This is a genomic window from Amycolatopsis sp. N2S4-7, assembly GCF_058119595.1.
In genome coordinates, this window is sequence record NZ_CP172299.1 from 4,770,047 (window position 1) to 4,791,348 (window position 21,302).

General features: G+C 75.3%; 2 protein-coding genes and 1 pseudogene. All 3 read right to left on the reverse strand.

The features are described 5' to 3' along the window. Positions 1-29: 29 nt before the first annotated feature. The 3 genes and pseudogenes from ACH54P_RS22205 to ACH54P_RS22215 all read right to left on the reverse strand — a co-directional run bounded on the left by ACH54P_RS22205 (position 30) and on the right by ACH54P_RS22215 (position 21,223). The gene (locus ACH54P_RS22205) at positions 30-10,544 is read right to left on the reverse strand and encodes an SDR family NAD(P)-dependent oxidoreductase (RefSeq protein ID WP_489915681.1); all 10,515 of its coding nucleotides are present in this window, start codon (positions 10,542-10,544) and stop codon (positions 30-32) included. Beyond that, positions 10,504-15,771 (reverse strand): annotated as a pseudogene (locus ACH54P_RS22210) (type I polyketide synthase); the annotation flags it as partial. The gene ACH54P_RS22205 and the pseudogene ACH54P_RS22210, both read right to left, overlap by 41 nt. Positions 15,772-15,823: 52 nt before the next feature. Further along, positions 15,824-21,223, reverse strand: coding sequence for a type I polyketide synthase (locus ACH54P_RS22215; protein WP_489915682.1), 5,400 nt, complete (start codon positions 21,221-21,223; stop codon positions 15,824-15,826). Positions 21,224-21,302: the final 79 nt, after the last annotated feature.

Genomic DNA, 21,302 nt, shown 5'->3' on the forward strand with positions numbered 1-21,302 from the left:
GAAGTGCCGGAGCTTGTCCTCCGTGGCGGTCATGAGATCCCCAGTTCCTTGCCGATGAACTCGAACATTTCGTCGTCGCTGGCCCCGGAGATCCGGTCGGCGACGTCGTCGCCGGCCCGGTCGCCGTCCCAGGTGCCGAGCAGCGCGGTCAGCCGGTCGCGGACCTGGCTGCGCACGTCGTCGCCGACGCCCGCCAAGGACGCTGCCAGCCGGTCCAGCTCGGCGAGCACCGGCGGCTCGGCCGGGGCCAGCTCGCCGTCGAGGTACGCCACCAACGCGTTCGCCGTCGGGTAGTCGAAGACGAGCGTCGCGGGCAGGCGGGTGCCGGTCGCGGCCCCCAGCCGGTTGCGCAGGTCCACCGCGGTCAGCGAGTCGAAGCCGAGTTCGGTGAACGCCGCGCCCGCGTCGACCGGTGTGCCGGCCGCGAAGCCGAGCACCCGGCCGACCTCGGTGAGCACGAGGTCGAGGAGGACCTGCTCGCGTTCGGCGCCGGTCATCGGCGTGAGGCGCTGCCGCAGGGCGTCGGCCGAAGCCGCGGACGCCGCCGCGGCCGAGCGCAGGGCCGCCGCCGGCCGGACGAGCCCGCGCAGCAACGCCGGGACTTCGGCGGACTGCGCCCGCATTCCCGCGAGGTCGAGCTTGGCCGGCACCAGCACCGCCGCCCCGTGGGCGCGGGCCGTGTCGAACAGGGCGAGCCCTTCCGAAGCGCTCAGCCCGGCGCCGAGCCGCGCGCGGTCGGCGTCGCCGAGGCCGCCGGTGAGCGCGCTGGTGTCCGCCCAGAGGCCCCACGCCATCGAGCAGGCCGGCAGTCCCTGGGCGACGCGGTACTGCGCGAGCGCGTCGAGGGCGGTGTTGGCCGCGGCGTAGTTCGCCTGGCCGGGCGCGCCGAACACCCCGCCGGCCGAGGAGAACAGGACGAACTCGGCGAGGTCGGCGTCCTTCGTCAGCTCGTGCAGGTGCCACGCCGCTTCGGCCTTGGGCCGCAGGACGCGGTCCAGCTGCTCGTGCGTCAGGTTCGCGACGACGGCGTCGTCGAGGACCCCGGCCGTGTGGATCACCGCGGTGAGCGGGTGCTCGCCGGGGATGCCGTCGAGGAGCTCGGACAGCGCCTCGCGGTCGGCGGCGTCGCACGCGGCGACGGTCACCGAAGCGCCGAGGGCGGTCAGCTCGGCCGCGCCCGGCGCCGCGGCCCCGGAGCGGGAGGTGAGCAGCAGGTGCCGCGCGCCGGCCGCGACGAGGTGGCGGGCGACCAGCGAGCCGAGCACGCCGGTGCCGCCGGTGATGAGCACCGTGCCGTCGGGATCGAACGTCCGTGGCGCGGTGACCGCCCCCGGTGTCCGGGTCAGGCGAGGGGCCAGCGCGGACCCCTTGCGCAGCAGCAGTTCCGGCTCGGTGCTCCGGATCGCCGACGGCAGGGCGGCCAGCGACTCGGCGCTGCCGTCGAGGTCGACCAGCGCGAACCGGTCGCCGTGCTCGGACATCGCGGACCGGACCAGGCCCCAGATCCCGGCCGTGGCGAGGTCGGTGACGTCCGGGCCCGCGGCCAGTGCGGTCAGCAGCACGAGCCGCCCGTCCCGATCCGCGGCGAGCCAGTCCTGGACGAGGTCGAGCGCTTCGGCGACCGACTGCGGCGCGGCCAGGACCACGTCGGCGGGCTCGGCGACGTCGGGGAACACCTCGGCGACGCCGTGGTGGTCCACGCCGAGCCGCGCGACCCCGGCGGTGGTCCCGGCCGGCAGGCCGACCGTGACCCAGTCCAGCCCGAAGAGCGTGTCGTTCGCGGCGACGGCGGACGCGCCGAGCTGCCGCGTGTCGACCTCCGCCGACTCGAGGGCCTCGATCTCGGCCACCGGCGCCCCGGTGGGGTCGGCGAGCCGGATCGCGACGATGTTCTCGGCCGCGGGCGAAAGCCGGGCGCGCAGGGTGGTGGCGCCGGTCGCGTGCAGGCTCACCCCGGCCCACGAGAACGGCAGCCGCAGCACGTCCGGGCGCACGCTCGGCGCGACGAACTCCCCGAGCGACATCGCGTGCAGCACCGCGTCCAGCAGGGCCGGGTGCACGCCGAAGCCCGGCGCGTCCTCGCGCACCGGCTCGGGCAGCTCGACCTCGGCGTAGACGTCGTCGCCGTCGCGCCAGGCGGCCCGGAGGCCCTGGAACGCGGGGCCGTACCCGAATCCGCTGGCGGCCAGCTCGCCGTAGAGGCCGTCGAGGTCGATCTCCTCGGCGCCGGCCGGCGGCCAGGCCGTCAACGCGAAGTCCGCGGCCGGAGCGGCGGAAGCCAGCAGCCCGGTGGCGTGCTGGATCCAGGGGCCCTGGCTGTCTTCGTCGGCGCCGCGGGAGTGGATGTCGAGCTCGCCGCCCTCGCGGACGGTCACCTGGAGCTGCACCGCGCCCCGCGCGGGCAGCACCAGCGGGCTCTGCAGGGTCAGCTCGGCCACGTGCGGGCGCCCGGTGCGCGCCCCGGCGTGCAGGGCGAGGTCGAGCAGCGCCGTGCCCGGCAGCAGCGGGTCGCCGTTCACCGCGTGGTCGGCCAGCCACGGGTGCGTGCTCAGGGACAGCCGTCCGGTGAACAGGTGGGTGCCGGTCCCGGGCAGGTCGGTGGTGCCGGTCAGGATCGGGTGCCCGCTCCGGGTGAAGCCGGTGGCCTGCCCCTGGCCGGGGCGCGGGGTCAGCCAGTACCGCCGGTGCTGGAAGGCGTACGTCGGGAGCGGGATCTTCCGCGCCCCGCAGCGGGTGAAGAAGCCCGTCCAGTCGACGGCGCCGTGGTGCGCGTGCAGCTCGGCCACCGACGTCAGGAACCGCCGCTGGCCGCCGTCGCGGTGCAGCGTGGCCAGCACCGGGACCGGCCGGCCGGCGGTGTCCGCGGCGTCGGCCAGCGGACCGCCGAGGACGGGGTGCGGGCTGACTTCCACCAGGTGCGTGAAGCCCTGCGCCAGTGCGGCACGGACGGTGGCGTGGAACCGCACCGGGTTCCGCGTGTTTTCGAACCAGTACTCGCCGGTGAGCAGGGCGGTGTCGATCGCCTCGCCGCGCGTCGAAGAGAAGAACGGGACGTCGGTGCCGGCCGGGCGGACCGGCCGCAGGGCCTCGGTGATCTCCGCTTCGCACCGCTCGACGCTCGGGTGGTGCGAAGCGAAGTTGACGTTGACCCGCCGGTACCGGACGCCGTCGCGTTCGCAGGCCGCGCCGAACCCGTCCAGCGCGGCGGTGTCCCCGGCGACGATGACCTGCGACGGCCCGTTGACGACGGCGACCGTCAGCCCCCACGGCCCGGCCGCCTCGGCGGCCCGTTCCGGGGTCATGAGGACCGAAGCCATCCCGCCGGTGCCTTCCAGCGCGAGCAACGCCTTGGCCCGCAACGCGACCACGCGGGCGCCGTCCCGCAGCGACAGCGCACCGGACACGGTGGCCGCGGCGATCTCGCCCTGCGAGTGGCCCACCACCCCGGCGGGGACGACGCCGTAGGAACGCCACAGCTCGGCGAGGGAGACCATGACGGCCCACAGCGCGGGCTGCACGACGTCCATCCGCTCGAGCGCGGTTTCGTCGGCCAGCACGTCGAACAGCGACCAGTCGACGAACTCGGAGAGCGCCTCGTCGCAGTCCCGCAGGCGGGCGGCGAAGACGGGCTCGTGCCCGGCGAGTTCGAGTCCCATGTGGACCCACTGGGCGCCCTGGCCGGGGAAGACCATGAGCACGCGGTCGGTCCCCGAACCGGTGCCGGTGACGACGTTCTCGTCCTCCCCCGCGGCCAGCTCCGCCAGCCCCGCGAGCAGTTCGTCGCGGTCCGCCGCGAGCACCGCGCCCCGGTGCGCGAACGCCGTGCGCCCGGACACCAGGGAGAAGCCGAGGTCCGCCAGGGCGAGGTCCGGGTCGGCCAGCACCCGCTCGTGCAGCCGCGCGGCCTGGCCCCGCAGGGCTTCCGGGGTCTTCCCGGACAGGACCACGGGCACGACCGGCGCGGTGCCCGGAGCGGGAACCGCGATCTCGGGAGCCTGCTCCAGCACCACGTGCGCGTTCGTTCCGCTGATCCCGAAGGACGACACCCCGGCGCGCCGGGGACCGTCCGAAACCCACGGCCGGGACTCCTGCAGCAGGGCGACCCCGCCGCCATCCCAGTCGATCTTGGACGACGGCGTCGCGGCGTGCAGCGTCTTCGGCAGGACGCCGGCGCGCAGCGCCTGGACGGTCTTGATCAGCCCGCCGATGCCGGCCGCGCCCTGGGCGTGGCCGATGTTCGACTTCAGCGAGCCCAGCCACAGCGGCCGGTCCGCGGGGCGGCCGGCGCCGTAGGTGGCCTGCAGGGCCTGCACCTCGATCGGGTCGCCGAGCGGCGTTCCCGTGCCGTGCGCCTCGACCACGTCGACGTCCGAAGCGGACAGTCCGGCGTTGGCCAGCGCCTGCCGGATCACCCGCTGCTGCGAAGGCCCGTTGGGGGCGCTGAGCCCGTTCGACGCGCCGTCGGAGTTGACCGCCGAGCCGCGGACGACCGCGAGCACCGGGTGCCCGTGCCGCCGCGCCTCGGAAAGCCGCTCGAGCACGACGACGCCGACGCCTTCCGCGGCGCCGAACCCGTCGGCGTCCTCCGAGAAGGCCTTGCAGCGGCCGTCCGGCGCCAGGCCCCGCTGGCGGCTGAAGAACACGAACGCGTCCGGGGTCGGCGTGACGTGTACCCCGGCGGCGAGGGCGAGCGTGCACTCCCCCGAGCTCAGGGCCTGCGCGGCGAGGTGCAGCGCGACCAGCGACGACGAGCAGGCCGTGTCGATGCTCATCGACGGGCCTTCGAGACCGAAGGTGTAGGACACCCGGCCGGACACGACGCTGCCCGCCGCGCCGGTGCTCAGGTGGCCTTCGACCTCGTCGGGGATGTCGCCGATGCCGGTGCCGTAGGTGGCGCCCATGACGCCGGCGAACACACCGGTCTGGCTGCCGCGCAGCGACCGCGGGTCGATGCCGGCGGCCTCGACGGCCTCCCAGGACGTTTCCAGCAGCAGGCGCTGCTGCGGGTCGGTGGCCAGCGCCTCGCGCGGCGAGATGCCGAAGAACTCGGCGTCGAAGTCACCCGCGTCGTAGAGGAACCCGCCGCGGGTCGTGTAGCACTTGCCGGGCCGGTCGGGGTCCGGGTCGTACAGCGCGTCGAGGTCCCAGCCGCGGTCGGCGGGGAACTCGCCGATGGCGTCGGTGCCGCCGCTGACCAGGTCCCACAGCGCTTCCGGTGAGCCGGCCCCGCCGGGGAAGCGGCAGGCCATCGAGACGATGGCGATCGGGTCGTCCGCGGCTGCCGAAACGGCCGAGGCGGCGGCGACGGCGTCGCCGGTCCCGAACAGCTCCGCCGCGAGGTGCGCGGCGAGGACCTTCGGGTTCGGGTAGTCGAAGATCAGCGTGGCCGGAAGCCGGAGGCCGGTGGCCGCGGCGAGCTGGTTGCGCAGCTCCACCGCGGTCAGCGAGTCGAAGCCGAGTTCGCTGAACGCGCTGTGCTCCTCGACGTCGGCGGCCGAGTCGTGCCCGAGCACGGCGGCGACCTGGCCGCGGACGAGGTCCGACAGCGCGGGCAGCCGGTCGGCGGGGTCGAGCGAGGCGAACGCACCGGCCTCGGCCTGCGGAGCGGCCTGCACGGCACGCCGCAGCCGCGTCCGCACCAGGCCGCTGAGCAGCGGCGGCAGGTCGGGCACGCCGGCCAAGGCGGCGCGGTCCAGCCGCATCGGCACCAGCAGGGCCCGGTCGGTGGCGCAGGCGAGGTCGAACAGCCGCAGGCCTTCGGCGACGCCGAGTTCGGTGACGCCGGACCGCGTGAGCCGGCCGCGGCCGGCGTCGGTGAGCCCGGCGGTCATCCCGGCCGAGGTGGGCTCCCAGGAGCCCCAGGCCAGCGAGTGCGCGGGCAGGCCGGCCGCCCGGCGGTGCTGGGCCAGCGCGTCGAGGAAGGCGTTGGCCGCGGCGTAGTTGGCCTGGCCGGGGCTGCCGAGCACGCCCGACGCCGAGGAGAACAGCACGAACTGCTCGAGGTCCGTCGTCAGCTCGTGCAGGTGGGTGGCCGCGTCGACCTTCGCGGCGAGGACCCGGTGGAGCTGCTCGGGCGTCAGGCCGGTGACGAGGCCGTCGTCGAGGACGCCGGCCGTGTGGACGACGCCGGTGATGGCGAACCGGGCCAGCACGTCCGCCAGCGCGGCCCGGTCGGCGACGTCGGCGGCCACGACGTCGACCTCCGCGCCGAGCCCGGTGAGCTCGGCGCGCAGCTCTTCGGCACCGGGGGCGGCCGGGCCGCGGCGGGACAGCAGGACCAGCCGCCGCACGCCGGAGCCGGTGACCAGGTGCCGGGCGACCGCCGAGCCGAGGCCGCCGGTGCCGCCGGTCACCAGCACCCGGGCGGCCGGGGAGAACGCCGGGCCGTCCATTGAGGACAGGCCGACCGGCGTGAGCCGCGGCACGAACAGGAGCCCGTCGCGCAGGGCCAGCTGGGGCTCGCCCGCGGCCAGCGCGGCGAGCACCGGGTCGATCGAGACCCGGGCGGCGTCGGTGTCCAGGAGCACGAACCGGCCGGGGTGCTCCGACTGCGCCGACCGCACGAGGCCCCACACGGGGGCGTGGGCCAGGTCCGGCACGCCCTCGTCCGCGACGGCGGTCGCACCGCGCGTCACGAGCACCAGCGTCGAGCCGGCCAGCCGGGGATCCGCCAGCCACGACCGCACCAGGGCCAGCGCCTGCTCCGCGGCCGCGTGGGCGTCGCGGACCAGGTCGCCGGAACCGTTCTGGCACAGGGAAGCGAACACCACCTCCGGCGGTTCCGCCGCGGCCGCCACGGCCGGGACGTCGAGGTAGCGGACGACCGACGGCACGGCTTCGTGCAGGCCGGTCGGGTCCGCGCCGAGCACGCCGATCCGCTCGGGGCGCGGGGTCTTCGCCGGTTCGAGGACGGTCCAGCCGAGCTGGAACAGCGCGTCCGACCGCGTCCGGGGCCGGGCCTCGGCGACGGCGCGGGTGCGGAGGGCGGCCGCGGCCAGCACCGGCGCCCCGGCGCCGTCGAACGCCGTCACCGCCACCGAGCCGGTCTCGGTGCGGGCGAGCCGCACGCGCAGTTCGGTGGCGCCGGCCGCGTGCAGGGCGACGCCCTGCCAGGCGAACGGGAGTTCCGGGGCGCCGCCGTCCTCGGCGAACAGCGCGATGCCGTGCAGCGCCGCGTCGAGCAGCGCCGGGTGGAGGCCGAAGGCCGCGGCTTCTTCGTGCCGCTCTTCGGGCAGGGCGACCTCGGTGAAGAGCTCGTCCCCGTGCCGCCAAGCGGCCCGCACTGTGCCGAACGTCGGCCCGTAGTCCAGCCCGGCGGCGGCGAGTTCGGCGTAGAGCTCGCTGACGTCGACGGGGGTGGCGTCCGGCGGCGGCCACGCGGCCAGGGCCGCCGGCTGCGCGGGCGCGGTCCCGGTCAGGAGACCGGTGGCGTGCAGCTGCCACGGCTCGTCGTCGCCGGCCCGCTCGTCGCGGGAGTGCACGGTCAGTTCCCGGCGGCCGTGGTCGTCCGCGGGGCCGGCGAAGACCTGGAGCCGCACCGCGCCGTCCTCCGGGAGCACCAGCGGGGCGGCGAGGGTCAGCTCGGCGAGGTGGCCGGCGCCGAGGTGGGCGCCGGTGTGCAGGGCGATGTCGACGTAGGCCGTCGCCGGGAGCAGGACGCTGCCCAGCACGACGTGCTCGGCGAGCCACGGCGAGGTCGCCGTGGAGAGCCGTCCGGTGAACAGGAAGCCGTCGCCGCCCGCCAGCCCGGTGGCCGCGCCGAGCAGCGGGTGGCCGGCGGCGCCGAGCCCGGCGGTCGCGACGTTGCCGCCCGTGTCCGTCGCGTCGAGCCAGTACCGCTTGCGCTGGAAGGCGTAGGTGGGCAGCTCGGCCGTGTCGCGGGCGGGCAGCCAGGCGCTCAGGTCGGGCGTGACGGCGGTGCGCGCGTGCAGGGCCGCCAACGCGGCGAGCACGCTGCGTTCCTCGGGCTTGCCGGGGTGCAGCAGCGCCGCGACCACGTGGTCGCCGGCGCCGAGGGTGTGCCCGGCCAGGGTGGTCAGCGTGGTGTCGGGGCCGACTTCGAGGAAACCGGTGACGCCCTGCGCGGCCAGCGTCTCGACGGCGGGCCCGAACCGGACGGCTTCGCGGATGTGCCGGGTCCAGTAGTCCGGGTCGGTGAACCCGTCGCCCAGCTCGCCGGTGACGTTCGAGACGATCGGGATCCGCGGCTCGTGGAAGGTCAACCCGGCCGCGTACGCGTGGAACCGATCGAGGATCGACTCGGTGTGGGGCGAGTGGAACGCGTGACTGACCTTGAGCGCCTTCGCCTGGCGGCCCCGCGCTTTCCACTCGTCGACGAGCGCTGCGACGGCGTCCGGGTCGCCCGAGACCACCAGGGAATCCGGGCTGTTGACGGCGGCGATCGAGACGGCGTCCGGGTCCAGCGTCAGCTCGCCCGGGGTCGCGGCGAGGGTCGCCATCGCGCCCGGCGGGAGCGTCTGCATGAGCTGGGCGCGCCGGACGACGAGCCCGGCCGCGTCCGGCAGGGACAACACCCCCGCGACGTGCGCTGCGGTCAGCTCGCCGATCGAGTGCCCGGCCAGGTAGTCCGGGCGTACGCCGAACGACTCCAGGAGCCGGTAGAGGGCAACTTCGACGGCGAACAGCCCGGGCTGCGTGTGCTCGGTCTGGTACAGCAGCCCGGCCTCTTCGCCGAAGACCACGGATTTCACCGGAACGCGCGTGTGTTCGTCGAGGGCGGCGCAGGTCTCGTCGAACGCCTTCGCGAAGACGTCGAACGTGCCGTACAGCTCGCGGCCCATGCCCGGCCGCTGCGAACCCTGGCCGGAGAACAGGACGGCGAGGGCGCCGCCGGTGCCGGTCCCGGTGATGGCGCTGTCCAGCGAGTCCAGGTCGGCCAGGGGGATTTCGCCGCGCGGAGCCAGGATCACCGCGCGGTGGTCGAGACGGGCGCGGCCGGTGAACAGGGTCGCCGCGGCGGCCGCCGGATCGACGTCGTGGTGCCGGAGGTGGTCGGCGAGCCGGCGGGCCTGGGCGCGCAGGGCTTCGGCGGTCTTGCCCGACAACACCCACGGCGTGTGGCCCAGCGTCGCCGCGGCGCGCTCGGCGGGTTCGGCGGGCGGCGGCTCTTCGACGATGACGTGGGCGTTCGTCCCGCTGATGCCGAACGACGAGACCCCGGCGCGGCGCGGGCCGTCGGAAACCCACTCGCGCGCTTCGGTGAGCAGCTCGACGGACCCGGTCGACCAGTCCACTTTGGACGACGGCGCGTCGACGTGCAGCGTCGCCGGCAGCACGCCGTGGCGCATGGCCATGACCATCTTGATGATCCCGCCGACGCCCGCCGCGGCCTGGGTGTGGCCGAGGTTCGACTTCAGCGAGCCCAGGTAGAGCGGCCGGTCGCGGTCGCGGCCGTAGGTGGCGAGCACGGCCTGGGCCTCGATCGGGTCGCCGAGCGACGTGCCGGTGCCGTGCCCTTCGACGACGTCGACGTCGGCGGCGGACAGCCCGGCGGCGTCGAGCGCCTGCCGGATCACGCGCTGCTGCGAGGGGCCGTTCGGGGCGGTGAGGCCGCTGCTCGCGCCGTCCTGGTTGACCGCGGAGCCGCGGATGACGGCGAGCACCGGGTGACCGAGGCGCCGGGCGTCGGAAAGCCGTTCCACCAGCAGCATCCCGGCGCCTTCGGACAGGCCGGTGCCGTCGGCGGCGTCCGCGAACGCCTTGCAGCGGCCGTCCTTCGCCAGTGCGCCCTGACGGCTGAACTGGATGAAGGGCTCGGGGATCGCCATCATCGCCACCCCGCCGGCGAGGGCCAGCGAGCATTCGCCGTTGCGCAGCGCCTGGACGGCCAGGTGCAGGGTCACCAGCGACGACGAGCACGCGGTGTCCGCGGTCAGCGCCGGGCCTTCGAGCCCGAAGGTGTAGGAGACGCGGCCGGAGGCGACCGCGCCGGAGTTGCCGTTGCCGAGGAAGTTCTCCAGTTCCTCGGAAACCCGGCCGAGGCGGGTGTGGTAGTCGTGGTACATCACGCCGGCGAACACGCCGGTCCGGCTGCCCCGCAACGACATCGGGTCGATCCCGGCGCGCTCGAGGGCCTCCCACGACGTCTCCAGCAGCAGCCGTTGCTGGGGGTCCATGGCCAGGGCCTCGCGCGGCGAGATGCCGAAGAGCGCGGGGTCGAAGCCGGCGACGTCGTCGAGGAACCCGCCGGTGCGGACGTAGCTGGTGGCCGGCCGCGTCATGCCCGGGTCGTACAGCTCGGCCAGGTCCCAGCCGCGGTCGCCGGGGAACTCGCCGACCGCGTCGACGCCGTCGGCGACGATCCGCCAGAGCTGCTCGGGCGTGCGCACCCCGCCGGGGAACCGGCAGGCCATGCCGACGATCGCGACGGGCTCCCGGCTCGCCTCCTCGACCTCGCGGAGCCGGCGGCGCGTCTCGCGCAGGTCCGCCGTGGCCCGCTTCAGGTATTCGAGGTACTTGTCTTCGTTCGCCACAGCGGGCTCCCTAGCTTTCCAGCTCGTTGTCGAGCAGGTCGAAAAGTTCATCCGCGGTCGCCGAGTCCAGCTCGGCCTGTGCAGCCCCGTCGCCGGAGAACCGCGCGACGCACTCGGCGGCCAGCGCCCGCAGCCGGGCGGCGGCGCGCTGGGCTTCTTCGGCGTCGACGGCCGTCAGCAGGCCTTCGAGGCCGTCCAGCGCGGTGCGCAGCGCCCCGCCGGCTTCGGCTTCGGCGCTGGGCAGTTCGGTGTCGAGGAACTTCGCCAGCGCGGCCGGGTTCGGGTAGTCGAAGATCAGCGTGGCAGGCAGCCGCAGGCCGGTCGCCGCGTCGAGCTGGTTGCGCAGCTCGACGGCGGTGAGGGAGTCGAAGCCGAGGTCCAGGAAGCCGCGCTCGGCGCCGATGTCGGCCGGTCCGCGGTGCCCGAGGGCGAGCGCGGCCTGCGTGCGGACCAGGTCCAGCAGAGCCTTCGACCGTTCTTCGCCGGACAGCCCGGCCAGCCGCTGGGTCACCGGTTGCGCCTTCTCGACGCTCTTTCGCGGCGCGCGGACCAGGCCGCGCAGCAGCGCGGGAACGCCGTCACCGGCCTTCGCCCGCAGCGTGGCGAGGTCCAGGCGCATCGGGACGAGCAGCGGGTTTCCGCCGCGGACGCTCCGGTCGAACAGCGCCAGACCGTCTGCCACGGACAGCGGGAGGACGCCGCTGCGGTTGATGCGCCCGCGGTCGCCGTCGGCGAGGGTGCTGGTCATGCCGCCGCCGGTGTGCTCCCACGAACCCCACGCGAGGGAGTGCGCCGGGAGCCCGTTCGCGCGGCGGTGCTGGGCGAGGGCGTCCACGTAGGCGTTGGCGGCCGCGTAGTTCGCCTGGCCCGGGCTGCCGAGCACGCCCGAGGCCGACGAGAACAGCACGAACGCCTCGGCGTCGACGAGGTCGTGCAGGTTCGTCACCGCGTCGACCTTGGCTTTCAGGACCTCGTGCAGCTGCTCGGCGGTCAGGTTCGTCACCAGGCCGTCGTCGAGCACCCCGGCGGTGTGCACCACCGCGGTGAAGTGGTGGTCCGCCACCAGCTTTTCGACGGCGGCGCGGTCGGCGAAGTCGCAGGCCACGATGTCGGCGCCGAGGTCGGCGCCGAGGTCGGCCAGGTCCGCCGCTCCCGGCGCGTCCGGTCCGCGGCGCGAAGCCAGGACGAGGTGTTCCGCTCCGGCGGCGGCCAGGTGCCGGGCCACGATCGAGCCGAGCCCGCCGGTGCCGCCGGTGACGAGGACCGTGCCGCCGAGCGGGAACTCGTCCGCTTCGGACACTTCGGCCTTCGCCAGCCGCGGCGCCAGCAGCCGCGATCCCCGCACGGCGAGCTGCGGTTCGTCCGCCGCCAGCAGCGGGGCCGAGCCGTCGGTGTCCACGAGGACGAACCGGCCGGGGTTCTCCGACTGCGCCGCGCGGACCAGGCCCCACACGGTCGAGTGGGCCAGGTCCGGGACGTCCTCGCCCGCGGTCGTGGCGACCGCGCCGGAGGTGACGAACACCAGCGGCGTGCCCGCCAGGCGGGGTTCGGCGAGCCAGGTCTGGACGAGGCGCAAGGCCTGTCCGGCGGCGTCGTGGGCCGCTTCCGCGCCGCTGCCCTCGACCGGCAGGGACGTGAAGACCGCGCTGGGCGCGGGGAGGTCGTCCAGTTCGGCCAGCAGCGCGGGCAGGTCGGCGAACGAGCCCAGGTCGGCGAACGCCGCCGCGGGACCGGCGCCCAGTGCGACCCGGCCACGCGGGGCGGGCGCGTCCGGCACCGGCACCCAGTCGACGGTGAACAGCGCATCCTTCTCGACGCGGGCTCCGGCGAGGAGTTCGGGCGAAAGCGGGCGCGAGACCAGCGATTCGGCCGCGAAGACCGGGTTGCCTTCGACGTCGGCGGCTTCCACGGTGAGGCCGCGGGCGCCGGTGGCCCCCAGCCGGACGCGCAGCGCGTCGGCGCCGGTCCGGTGCAGCCGGACGCCCGTCCAGGAGAACGGCAGGCCCGCGTCGGCGGCTTCGGCCAGCAGGCCGGGAAGCCCGACCGCCGGGTGCAGCGCCGCGTCGAGCAGCGCCGGGTGCAGGCCGAAGTCCCCGGCGCCGACGTGCTCCGGCAGCGCGACCTCGGCGAACAACTCGTTCTCCCGGCGCCACGCCCGGCGGACGCCCCGGAACGCCGGGCCGTACGTCAGGCCGCTGTCGGCGATGCGGTCGTAGAGACCGTCCAGCGCGACCGGCTCGGCACCGGCGGGCGGCCACTCGGCCCCCGGCCGCGGTGGCCCGCCCGCGTCCGTGCCGAGGAAGCCGCTCGCGTGCGCCGTCCAGTCGTCGTCGCTGCCGGCCGGGCGGGAGTCGAGCCGCAGCGGGCGCCGGCCGGCCTCGTCGGCCGGGCCGACGTGCAGCCGCAGCGCCACCGCGCCCCGCTCCGGCACCACCAGCGGCGCGGCCAGGGTCAGCTCGGCCAGGCCGTCGCCGCCGCCGACGTGCAGGGCCAGGTCGAGGTACGCGGTCGCGGGGAGGATCACCGTGCCCAGGACCACGTGGTCGGCGAGCCACGGGTGCGTGCGCAGGGACAGGCACCCGGTGGCGACCAGCGCGCCCCCGGGCAGGGTCAGCGTCGCCCCGAGCAGCGGGTGCCCGCCCGCGGCCTGGCCGAACGCGCCGGCGTCACCGCCGGTCTCGGGCGGGGTGAGCCAGAAGCGCTCGTGCTGGAACGGGTACGTCGGCAGGTCCGCCAGCTGGGCGCCGGGGAAATCCCAGGCCACCGTCGTCCCGGTGACGTGCAGCCGCGCGAGCGCGGAGAACACCGCCCGTTGCTCGTCGAAGTTCTTGCGCAGCGCGGGGATCGCGCCCTCGACCAGCGCCGAGAGGGCGCCGTCCGGGCCCAGTTCGAGGAACGTGCGGACACCCGACTCGCGCAGCGCGGCGACGCCGTCGGCGAACCGGACGGCCTCCCGCACGTGCCGCACCCAGTACTCCGGCTCGGTGAGGTCGGCTTCGCCGCCGGTGAGGGTGGAGACGACCGGGATCTTCGGCTCGGCGAAGGCGAGCCGGCCGACCACCGCGCGGAACTCGTCGAGCATCGGTTCCATGAGCGGCGAGTGGAACGCGTGCGACACGGGCAGCCGCTTGGTCTTGCGGTCGGCGAACCGCCCGGCGATCGCCGTGACCGCGTCCTCGGCGCCGGAAACGACCACGGCTTCCGGGCCGTTGACCGCGGCGATCGCGACGCCGTCGGTGAGCAGCGGGACGACTTCGGCCTCGCCGGCCTGGAGGGCGATCATCGCGCCGCCCGCGGGCAGCGCCTGCATGAGGCGGCCGCGGGCGGTGACGAGCCGGGCGGCGTCGGCCAGGGTGAGCACCCCGGCGACGTGGGCCGCGGCGATCTCGCCGATGGAGTGCCCGGCGACGAAGCCGGGGCGCACCCCGAACGACTCGACCAGGCGGTAGAGCGCGACTTCGAGGGCGAACAGCGCGGGCTGGGTGTGGCCGGTCCGGTCGAGCGCGGCGGCGTCGTCGCCCCACATGACGTCCCGCAGCGCGGGGTCCAGCTCGGCGAGCACCGCGTCCAGGGCGGCCGCGAACACCTCGGACCGCGCGGCCAGCTCCCGGCCCATGCCGAGCCGCTGGGCACCCTGCCCGGAGAAGAGGACGGCGAGCTTGCCGTCCACTGTGGACCCGGTGACCACGTTCACGTCCGGCTCCCCGGCGGCGAGCGCGGCCAGGGCGTCCTCCGGATTCCCGAGCACGACAGCGCGGTGTTCGTGCCCGGCCCGGCTGCGGGCCAGCGAAAACCCGACGTCGGTGCGGCGGGTCCCCGCCCGCACGACGTCGAGCACGCGCCCGGCCTGGGCCCGCAGCGCCTCGGGCGTCCGGGCGGACAGGGGCAGCGGCACGATCTCCGGTTCCGCGCCGGGGGTTTCCGGCTCGGTGACGGGTGCCTGTTCGAGGATGACGTGCGCGTTCGTGCCGCTGATGCCGAACGACGACACCGCCGCGCGCCGCGGCCGGCCGGCCTCGGGCCAGGGACGGGCCTCGGTGAGCAGGGAGACGGCCCCGGCCGCCCACTCGACGTGCGGGGTCGGCTCGTCGGCGTGCAGGGTGCGCGGCAACAGGTCGTTCCGCAGGGCCAGGACCATCTTGATCACGCCCGCGACGCCGGCCGCGGCCTGCGTGTGGCCGACGTTCGACTTGACCGAACCCAGGTACAACGGCTCGGTGCGGTCGCGGCCGTAGGTGGCCAGGAGGGCGTCGGCCTCGATCGGGTCGCCCAGGGACGTGCCGGTGCCGTGCGCCTCGACGACGTCGACGTCCGATGTGGACAGTCCGGCGGCGGCGAGGGCCTGCCGGATGACCCGCTGCTGGGACGGGCCGTTGGGGGCGGTGAGGCCGTTGGACGCGCCGTCGGAGTTCACCGCGGAGCCGCGGACGATGGCGAGCACCGGGTGGCCGAGCCGCTGGGCGTCGGAAAGCCGTTCGACCAGCAGCATGCCGGCGCCCTCGGCGATGCCGAAGCCGTCGGCCGCCGCGGAGAAGGGCTTGCAGCGGCCGTCGCGGGAGAGCCCGCCCTGCTTGCTGAACTCGGCGAACAGGTCGGTGGTGCAGACGACGGTCGCGCCGCCGGCCAGCGCCAGCGAGCACTCGCCGCCGCGCAGGGCCTGGGCGGCGAGGTGCAGTGTGACCAGCGAAGACGAGCAGGCGGTGTCGACCGTGACCGAAGGCCCTTCGAGACCGAGGGTGTAGGAGATCCGGCCGGAGACGACGCTCGCCGCCGAGCCGGTGGACAGGTAGCCCTCGCCCTCCGGCGCCCGCTGCAGCAGGTTGCCGTAGTCCTGGCCGTTGGTGCCCGCGAACACGCCGACGCGCCGGCCGCGCAGCGAAGCCGGGTCGATCCCGGCGCGCTCGACGGCTTCCCACGACGTCTCGAGCAGCACCCGCTGCTGCGGGTCCATCGTCAGCGCTTCGCGCGGGGAGATGCCGAAGAAGCCGGCGTCGAAGTTGCCTGCGGCGTCGAGGAAGGCGCCGCTGCGGACGTAGCTGGTGCCGGGACGGCTCAGTTCGGGGTCGTAGAGGCGGTCCAGGTCCCAGCCGCGGTCCCCCGGCGCCTCGGCGACGGTGTCGACGCCCCCGGCGAGGAGGTCCCAGAACCTGTCCGGGGTGTCCGCGCCGCCGGGGAACCGGCAGCCGATGCCGACGATCGCGATCGGCTCGGTCGTGCGCCGCTCGGCGTCCGCCAGCCGCGCCTGGGCGTCGTCCAGCTCGGCGACCGCCCGCTTGAGGTAGCGGCGGAGCTTGTCCTCGTTGTCCATGCGTTGTCCCTCTTCGAAAGCGTCAGGCCGTGCCGAAGCGGTCGCCCAGCAGGTCGAGCAGGTCGTCGTCGGTGGCGGCGTCGAGGGAGCCGCCCGACACCGCGGTGGCGCCGCGGGCCTGGTCCCAGAGCGGGCGCAGCGCCTGCACCCGGCCGGTGATCCGGGCGAGCGCGGTCTCGTCCGGGACGAGCGCGGCCACCGAATCGGGCGTGAGCGCGGCGAGCGCGGCTTCGAGCCGGTCGAGTTCGGCCAGCAGCGGGACCGGCGCGTCCGCTTCGCCGAGCCCCCCGGCCAGGAACCCGGCGACGGCCCGCGGGTTCGGGTAGTCGAAGACCAGCGCCGCGGGCAGCTGCAGCCCGGTCGCGGCGGTGAGCCGGTTGCGCAGTTCCAGCGCCGTCAGCGAGTCGATGCCCAGCGCCCCGAAGGCGCGGTCGGCCCCGACTTCGGCGGGCCCGGCGTGCCCGAGCACCGACGCGGCCGTCGTGCGGACCAGGTCCAGCAGCCGCTTCTCCCGGTCCTCAGTGGACAGAGCGGCCAGCTCGGCGCGGAAGCGGGCGGCGTCGACGGTCCGGGGCTCCGCGCTCCCCCGGGCCGGCGCGGGCACCAGCCCGGACAGGATCGCCGGGAGCGCGCCCGCCTTGGCGTCGGCCCGCAGCCGGGCGCGGTCGAACGGCACCGGGACCAGCGCGGACTCGCCCGACGCACAGGCGGCGTCGAACAACGCGGCGCCGTGCCCGGCGGTCATCGGGACGAGCCCGCCGCCCTCCAGGCGCTGCAGCTGCGCGTCGCCGAGAGCGCCGGCCATGCCGCTGCGCTCCTCCCACAGCCCCCACGCGAGTGCCGTGGCCGGGAGGCCGCGGGCCGCGCGGTGCGCGGCGAAGGCGTCGAGGAACAGGTTGGCCGCGGCGTACGGGCCCTGCCCCGCGCCCCCGAAGGTCCCGGCGAACGAGGAGAACAGGACGAACGCCTCGAGGTCGGTGGTCAGCTCGTGGAGGTTCAGCGCCATGTCGACCTTGGGCGCGAACACCCGCTCGACCTGGCCCGGCGTGAGGTCGGGGAGCAGCCCGTCGTCGAAGACGCCCGCGGAGTGGACGACGGCGGTGAGCGGGTACTCGGCCGGAACCGTGGCCAGCGCGGCCGCCAGCGCGTCCCGGTCGGCGCCGTCACACGCGCACACCTGGGTCTCGGCGCCGAGTTCCGCGAGCTCGGCGACCAGCGCGCCGGCGCCGGGGGTGTCCATGCCCCGGCGGCCGAGCAGCAGCAGGCGGCGGACGCCGTGCGTCGTGACCAGGTGCTTGGCGATCAGCGAGCCGACGCCCTTGAGGCCGCCGGTCACCAGGACCGTGCCCTTGTCCCACTTCGGCGTTTCCCCTTGCTGCCGCGGAGAAATCCGGGTGAGCCGGGGCACGGACGCGCGGCCCTCGCGGAGGGCGAACTGGTTCTCCCCGCCCAGGAGCGTGCCGATCAGGGCCGCGGTGGACTCGTCGGTGCCGTCGGTGTCCACCAGCACGAACCGCTCGGGGTTCTCCGCCTGCGCCGAACGCACCAGGCCCCAGACCGGGACCTGCGCGAGATCGGCGTCGTCGCCGACGGCTCCGCTGGTCACCACGACCAGGCGCGAGTGCCGCAGGCTCGGCTCGGCGAGCCACTCCTGGACGGTCTTCAGCATCGAGACGGTCAGGGCCCGGGCCTGCTCGGCCAGGTGCCCCGCCGGGCGGGGCGGCAGCGGCAGGAACACGTACTCGGGCGCCGGTCCCCCGGCGGCGGCCAACGAGGCGAGATCGGCGTACCGCGCCACGGGTGCCCCGACCTGCAGCTCGTCCGTGCCGATGAGCGCGAAGGTGCCGGACGTCGTGGGGTGCGCGACCTCCGGGTGGTCGACCCAGTCGACGCGCAGCGGCGGTTCGACCGGCGCGGTGCCGTCACCGACCGGGCGCATGACCAGCGAGCGCACGGAGGCGACCTCGGTGCCGGTTTCGTCGCTCACCAGCACGGAAAGCGCGTCGGGGCCGGCGGCGCGGATCCGGGCGCGCAGCGTCGTCCCGGCGGGGCGGCGCAGGCTGACGCCGCTCCAGCTGAACGGGCCGCGCCCCTGCCCGGGGTCGCCCAGCACGCCGAACCACGCGCCTTGGAGCGCGCCGTCGAGCAACGCCGGGTGCAGCACGTACGAGCCGGCTTCGCGGTGCAGATCCTGGGGCAGGGCCAGCTCCGTGAAGACGTCCTCGCCGCGGCGCCAGGCCGCGCCGACGCACTGGAAGGCCGGGCCCGCGTGCACACCGGCGTCCGCCATGGTCTCGTAGAAGTCATCGAGGGCCAGGGGTTCGGCGTTCCGCGGCGGCCAGGTCGCGAGTTCGGCGGCGCCCGCTCCGGGGACGGCCGGGGCGAGCAGGCCGGACGCGTTGACCACCCATTCGTCGTCGTCCTCGGCGCGGGAGGAGAGGGTGAACGCGCGGGCGTTGACCGTGACCTGGACGGCGACCGCGCCGGCAGGCGGCAGGACGAGCGGCGCGTGGTGGGTGAGCTCCTCGACGCGCGGGCAGCCGAGCCGCTCGCCGGCGTGCGCGGCCATCTCCAGCATCGCCGACCCGGCCAGCACCACGGTGTCGCCGAGGGCGTGGTCCGCGAGCCACGGCTGGGCGGACAGGGAGAGCCGGCCGGACAGGTACACCGCGCCCGTGTCGGAAGCGTGCAGGACCGCGCCGAGCAGGCCGTGCTCCGCCGGGCGCAGGCCGACCGTGGCGACGTCCCGGCTGCTCTGCCGGGGCTCCAGCCAGTACCGCTGGTGCTGGAAGGCGTAGGGGGGCAACGGGACCCGCCGGGCCCCTTCGAACAGCGGCGTCCAGTCGACGTGGCCGTGGTGCAGGTGCAGCTCGGCCAGCGCGGTCCGGAAGCGCTTCTGCCCGGTGTCGCGGCGCAGCGTCGACAGCACCGGGATGCCCTGGGCCGCTTCTTCGAGGGGCGCGCCGAGCACGGGGTGCGGGCTGACCTCGAGGACGTGGGTGAAGCCGTGCTCGAGGGCCTCGACGACCGTCGGGAAGAACTTCACCTGGCTGCGCAGGTTCTCGAGCCAGTAGTCGCCGGTGAGGGTCGCGGTGTCGATCGCCGCACCGGACACCGTGGAGTAGAAAGGGATCGCGGTGGAGCTCGGCGACACCGGCTCGAGGTCATCGAGGATGACGTCGGCCAGCTGACCCACCTGCGGGTGGTGCGAGGCGTACGAGACCTCGATGCGGCGGTAGTGCTCACAGGTCTCCGCCAGTTCGTCCAAAGCGGACACATCGCCGGACAGGATCACCTGCGCCGGACCGTTCACCGCCGCCACCGCGAGCTTCTCACCCCACGGCTCGATCAGCCCGGCCGCGCGGTCCGCCGACACCAGGATCGACGCCATCCCGCCGACGCCTTCCAGCGCCCGCAACGCCTTCGCCCGCAACGCCACCACCCGGGCACCGTCCTCAAGGGACAACGCACCCGAGACCGTGGCGGCGGCGATCTCGCCCTGGGAGTGGCCCACCACCCCGGCGGGCTCGACGCCATACGAACGCCACAACGCCGCCAGCGACACCATCATCGCCCACAGCAGCGGCTGCACCACGTCCACCTGCCCCAGCGCGGACTCGTCGGCCAGCTTGTCGAACAGAGACCACTCGACGAACTCCGACAGAGCCGCGTCGCACTCCCGCAGCCGCGCGGCGAACACCGGCTCCAGCACGGCGAGTTCGAGTCCCATGTGGACCCACTGCGAACCCTGGCCGGGGAAGACCATCAGCACCTTGGCCGGGCCACCGGACCCCGAGGCGACCAGCTCCAGGTTCGCCAACCCGGCCAGGAGCTCGGCGCGGTCCGCGGCGACCACCGCGCCGCGGTGCGCGAAGGCCGTCCGGCCGGTCAGGGAGTAGCCGAGGTCGGCGACGGAGAACTCCGGGTGCGCCAGCACGTGCTCGCGCAGCCGCGAAGCCTGGTCCCGCAGGGCTTCGGGGGTGCGCCCGGACAGCACCACCGGGATCGCGCCGGCCGGTGCTCCGGCGCCCTCCCCGGGTTCGGCGTCGGGCGCCTGCTCGAGGATGACGTGCGCGTTGGTGCCGCTGATCCCGAACGATGACACCCCGGCGCGGCGCGGGCCGTCCGGCTCCCACGGGCGGGCCTCCTGCAGCAGCTCGACACCGCTGCCGGCCCAGTCGATCTTCGACGACGGCGTCGCGGCGTGCAGCGTCCGGGGCAGGACGCCGGCGCGCAGCGCCTGGACCATCTTGATCACCCCGCCCACCCCGGCCGCGGCGGCGGAGTGCCCGATGTTCGACTTCAGCGACCCCAGCCACAGGGGACGGCCGGGCGTGCGGTCCCTGCCGTAGACGGCGATCAGCGCGTCGGCCTCGATCGGGTCGCCGAGGGACGTGCCGGTGCCGTGCGCCTCCACGACGTCGACGTCGCCGGTGGACAGCCGCGCGTCCTGCAACGCGGCGAGGATCACCCGCTGCTGCGACGGGCCGTTCGGGGCGCTGAGGCCGCTGCTCGCGCCGTCCTGGTTGGTCGCGGTGCCGCGGACGACGGCCAGGACGTCGTGGCCGTTGCGGCGGGCTTCGGAGAGCCGTTCCAGCACGATGACCCCGACGCCTTCGGACGCGCCGAAGCCGTCGGCGCCGTCGCCGAACGCCTTGCAGCGGCCGTCCGGGGCGAGGGCGCGCTGCTGGCTGATCTCGATCTGCCCCTGCGGGGTCGACATGATCGTGACGCCGCCCGCGAGGGCGAGGGTGCACTCGCCGGTGCGCAGGGCGCGGACCGCGAGGTGCAGGGAAACGAGCGAAGACGAGCACGCGGTGTCGACGGTGACCGCGGGCCCTTCCAGGCCGAAGGTGTAGGCGATCCGGCCGGAGAGCACGCTGGCCGCGCTGCCGGTGAACAGGTAGCCCTCGTACTCCTCGGAGATGCCGCGCGCGGCCGCGGTGTAGTCGTCGGACCAGCCGCCGATGAACACGCCGGTGCGGCTGCCGCGCAGCGACCGCGGGTCGATGCCGGCGTGCTCGATCGCCTCCCACGACACTTCGAGCAGCTGCCGCTGCTGCGGGTCCATCACGACCGCTTCGCGCGGGGAGATCCCGAAGAACTCCGCGTCGAACCGGTCGGCGCCGCGCAGGTAGCCGCCGTGGCGGACGTAGGTCTTGCCGGGCCGGGCGGGCTCGGGGTCGAAGATCGCTTCGTGGTCCCAGCCGCGGTCGGTGGGGAACCCGGAGATGGCGTCGGTGCCCTCGGCCACGAGCCGCCAGAGCTCGTCGGGGCCGTGCACGCCGCCGGGGTAGCGGCAGCCCATGCCGACGACGGCGATCGGATCGTGGTCCTCGAGCTCGCGCACGCGCCGGCGGGTCTGCTTGAGATCCGCCGTCACCAGCTTGAGGTATTCCCGGAGTTTCTCCTCGTTCGCCATTCAGCCACGACCTCATTCAGCGTGATGATTTGCCTACCGCTGGGACATCCGGGGCGTCGCCCCGGGCCGGGGGCTCCGC

Excerpts from the sequence above, each read along its gene's own strand:
- ACH54P_RS22205 (WP_489915681.1), bottom strand. The coding sequence starts at position 10,544 with ATGAACTTTTCGACCTGCTCGACAACGAGCTGGAAAGCTAGGGAGCCC.
- ACH54P_RS22215 (WP_489915682.1), bottom strand. The coding sequence starts at position 21,223 with ATGGCGAACGAGGAGAAACTCCGGGAATACCTCAAGCTGGTGACGGCG.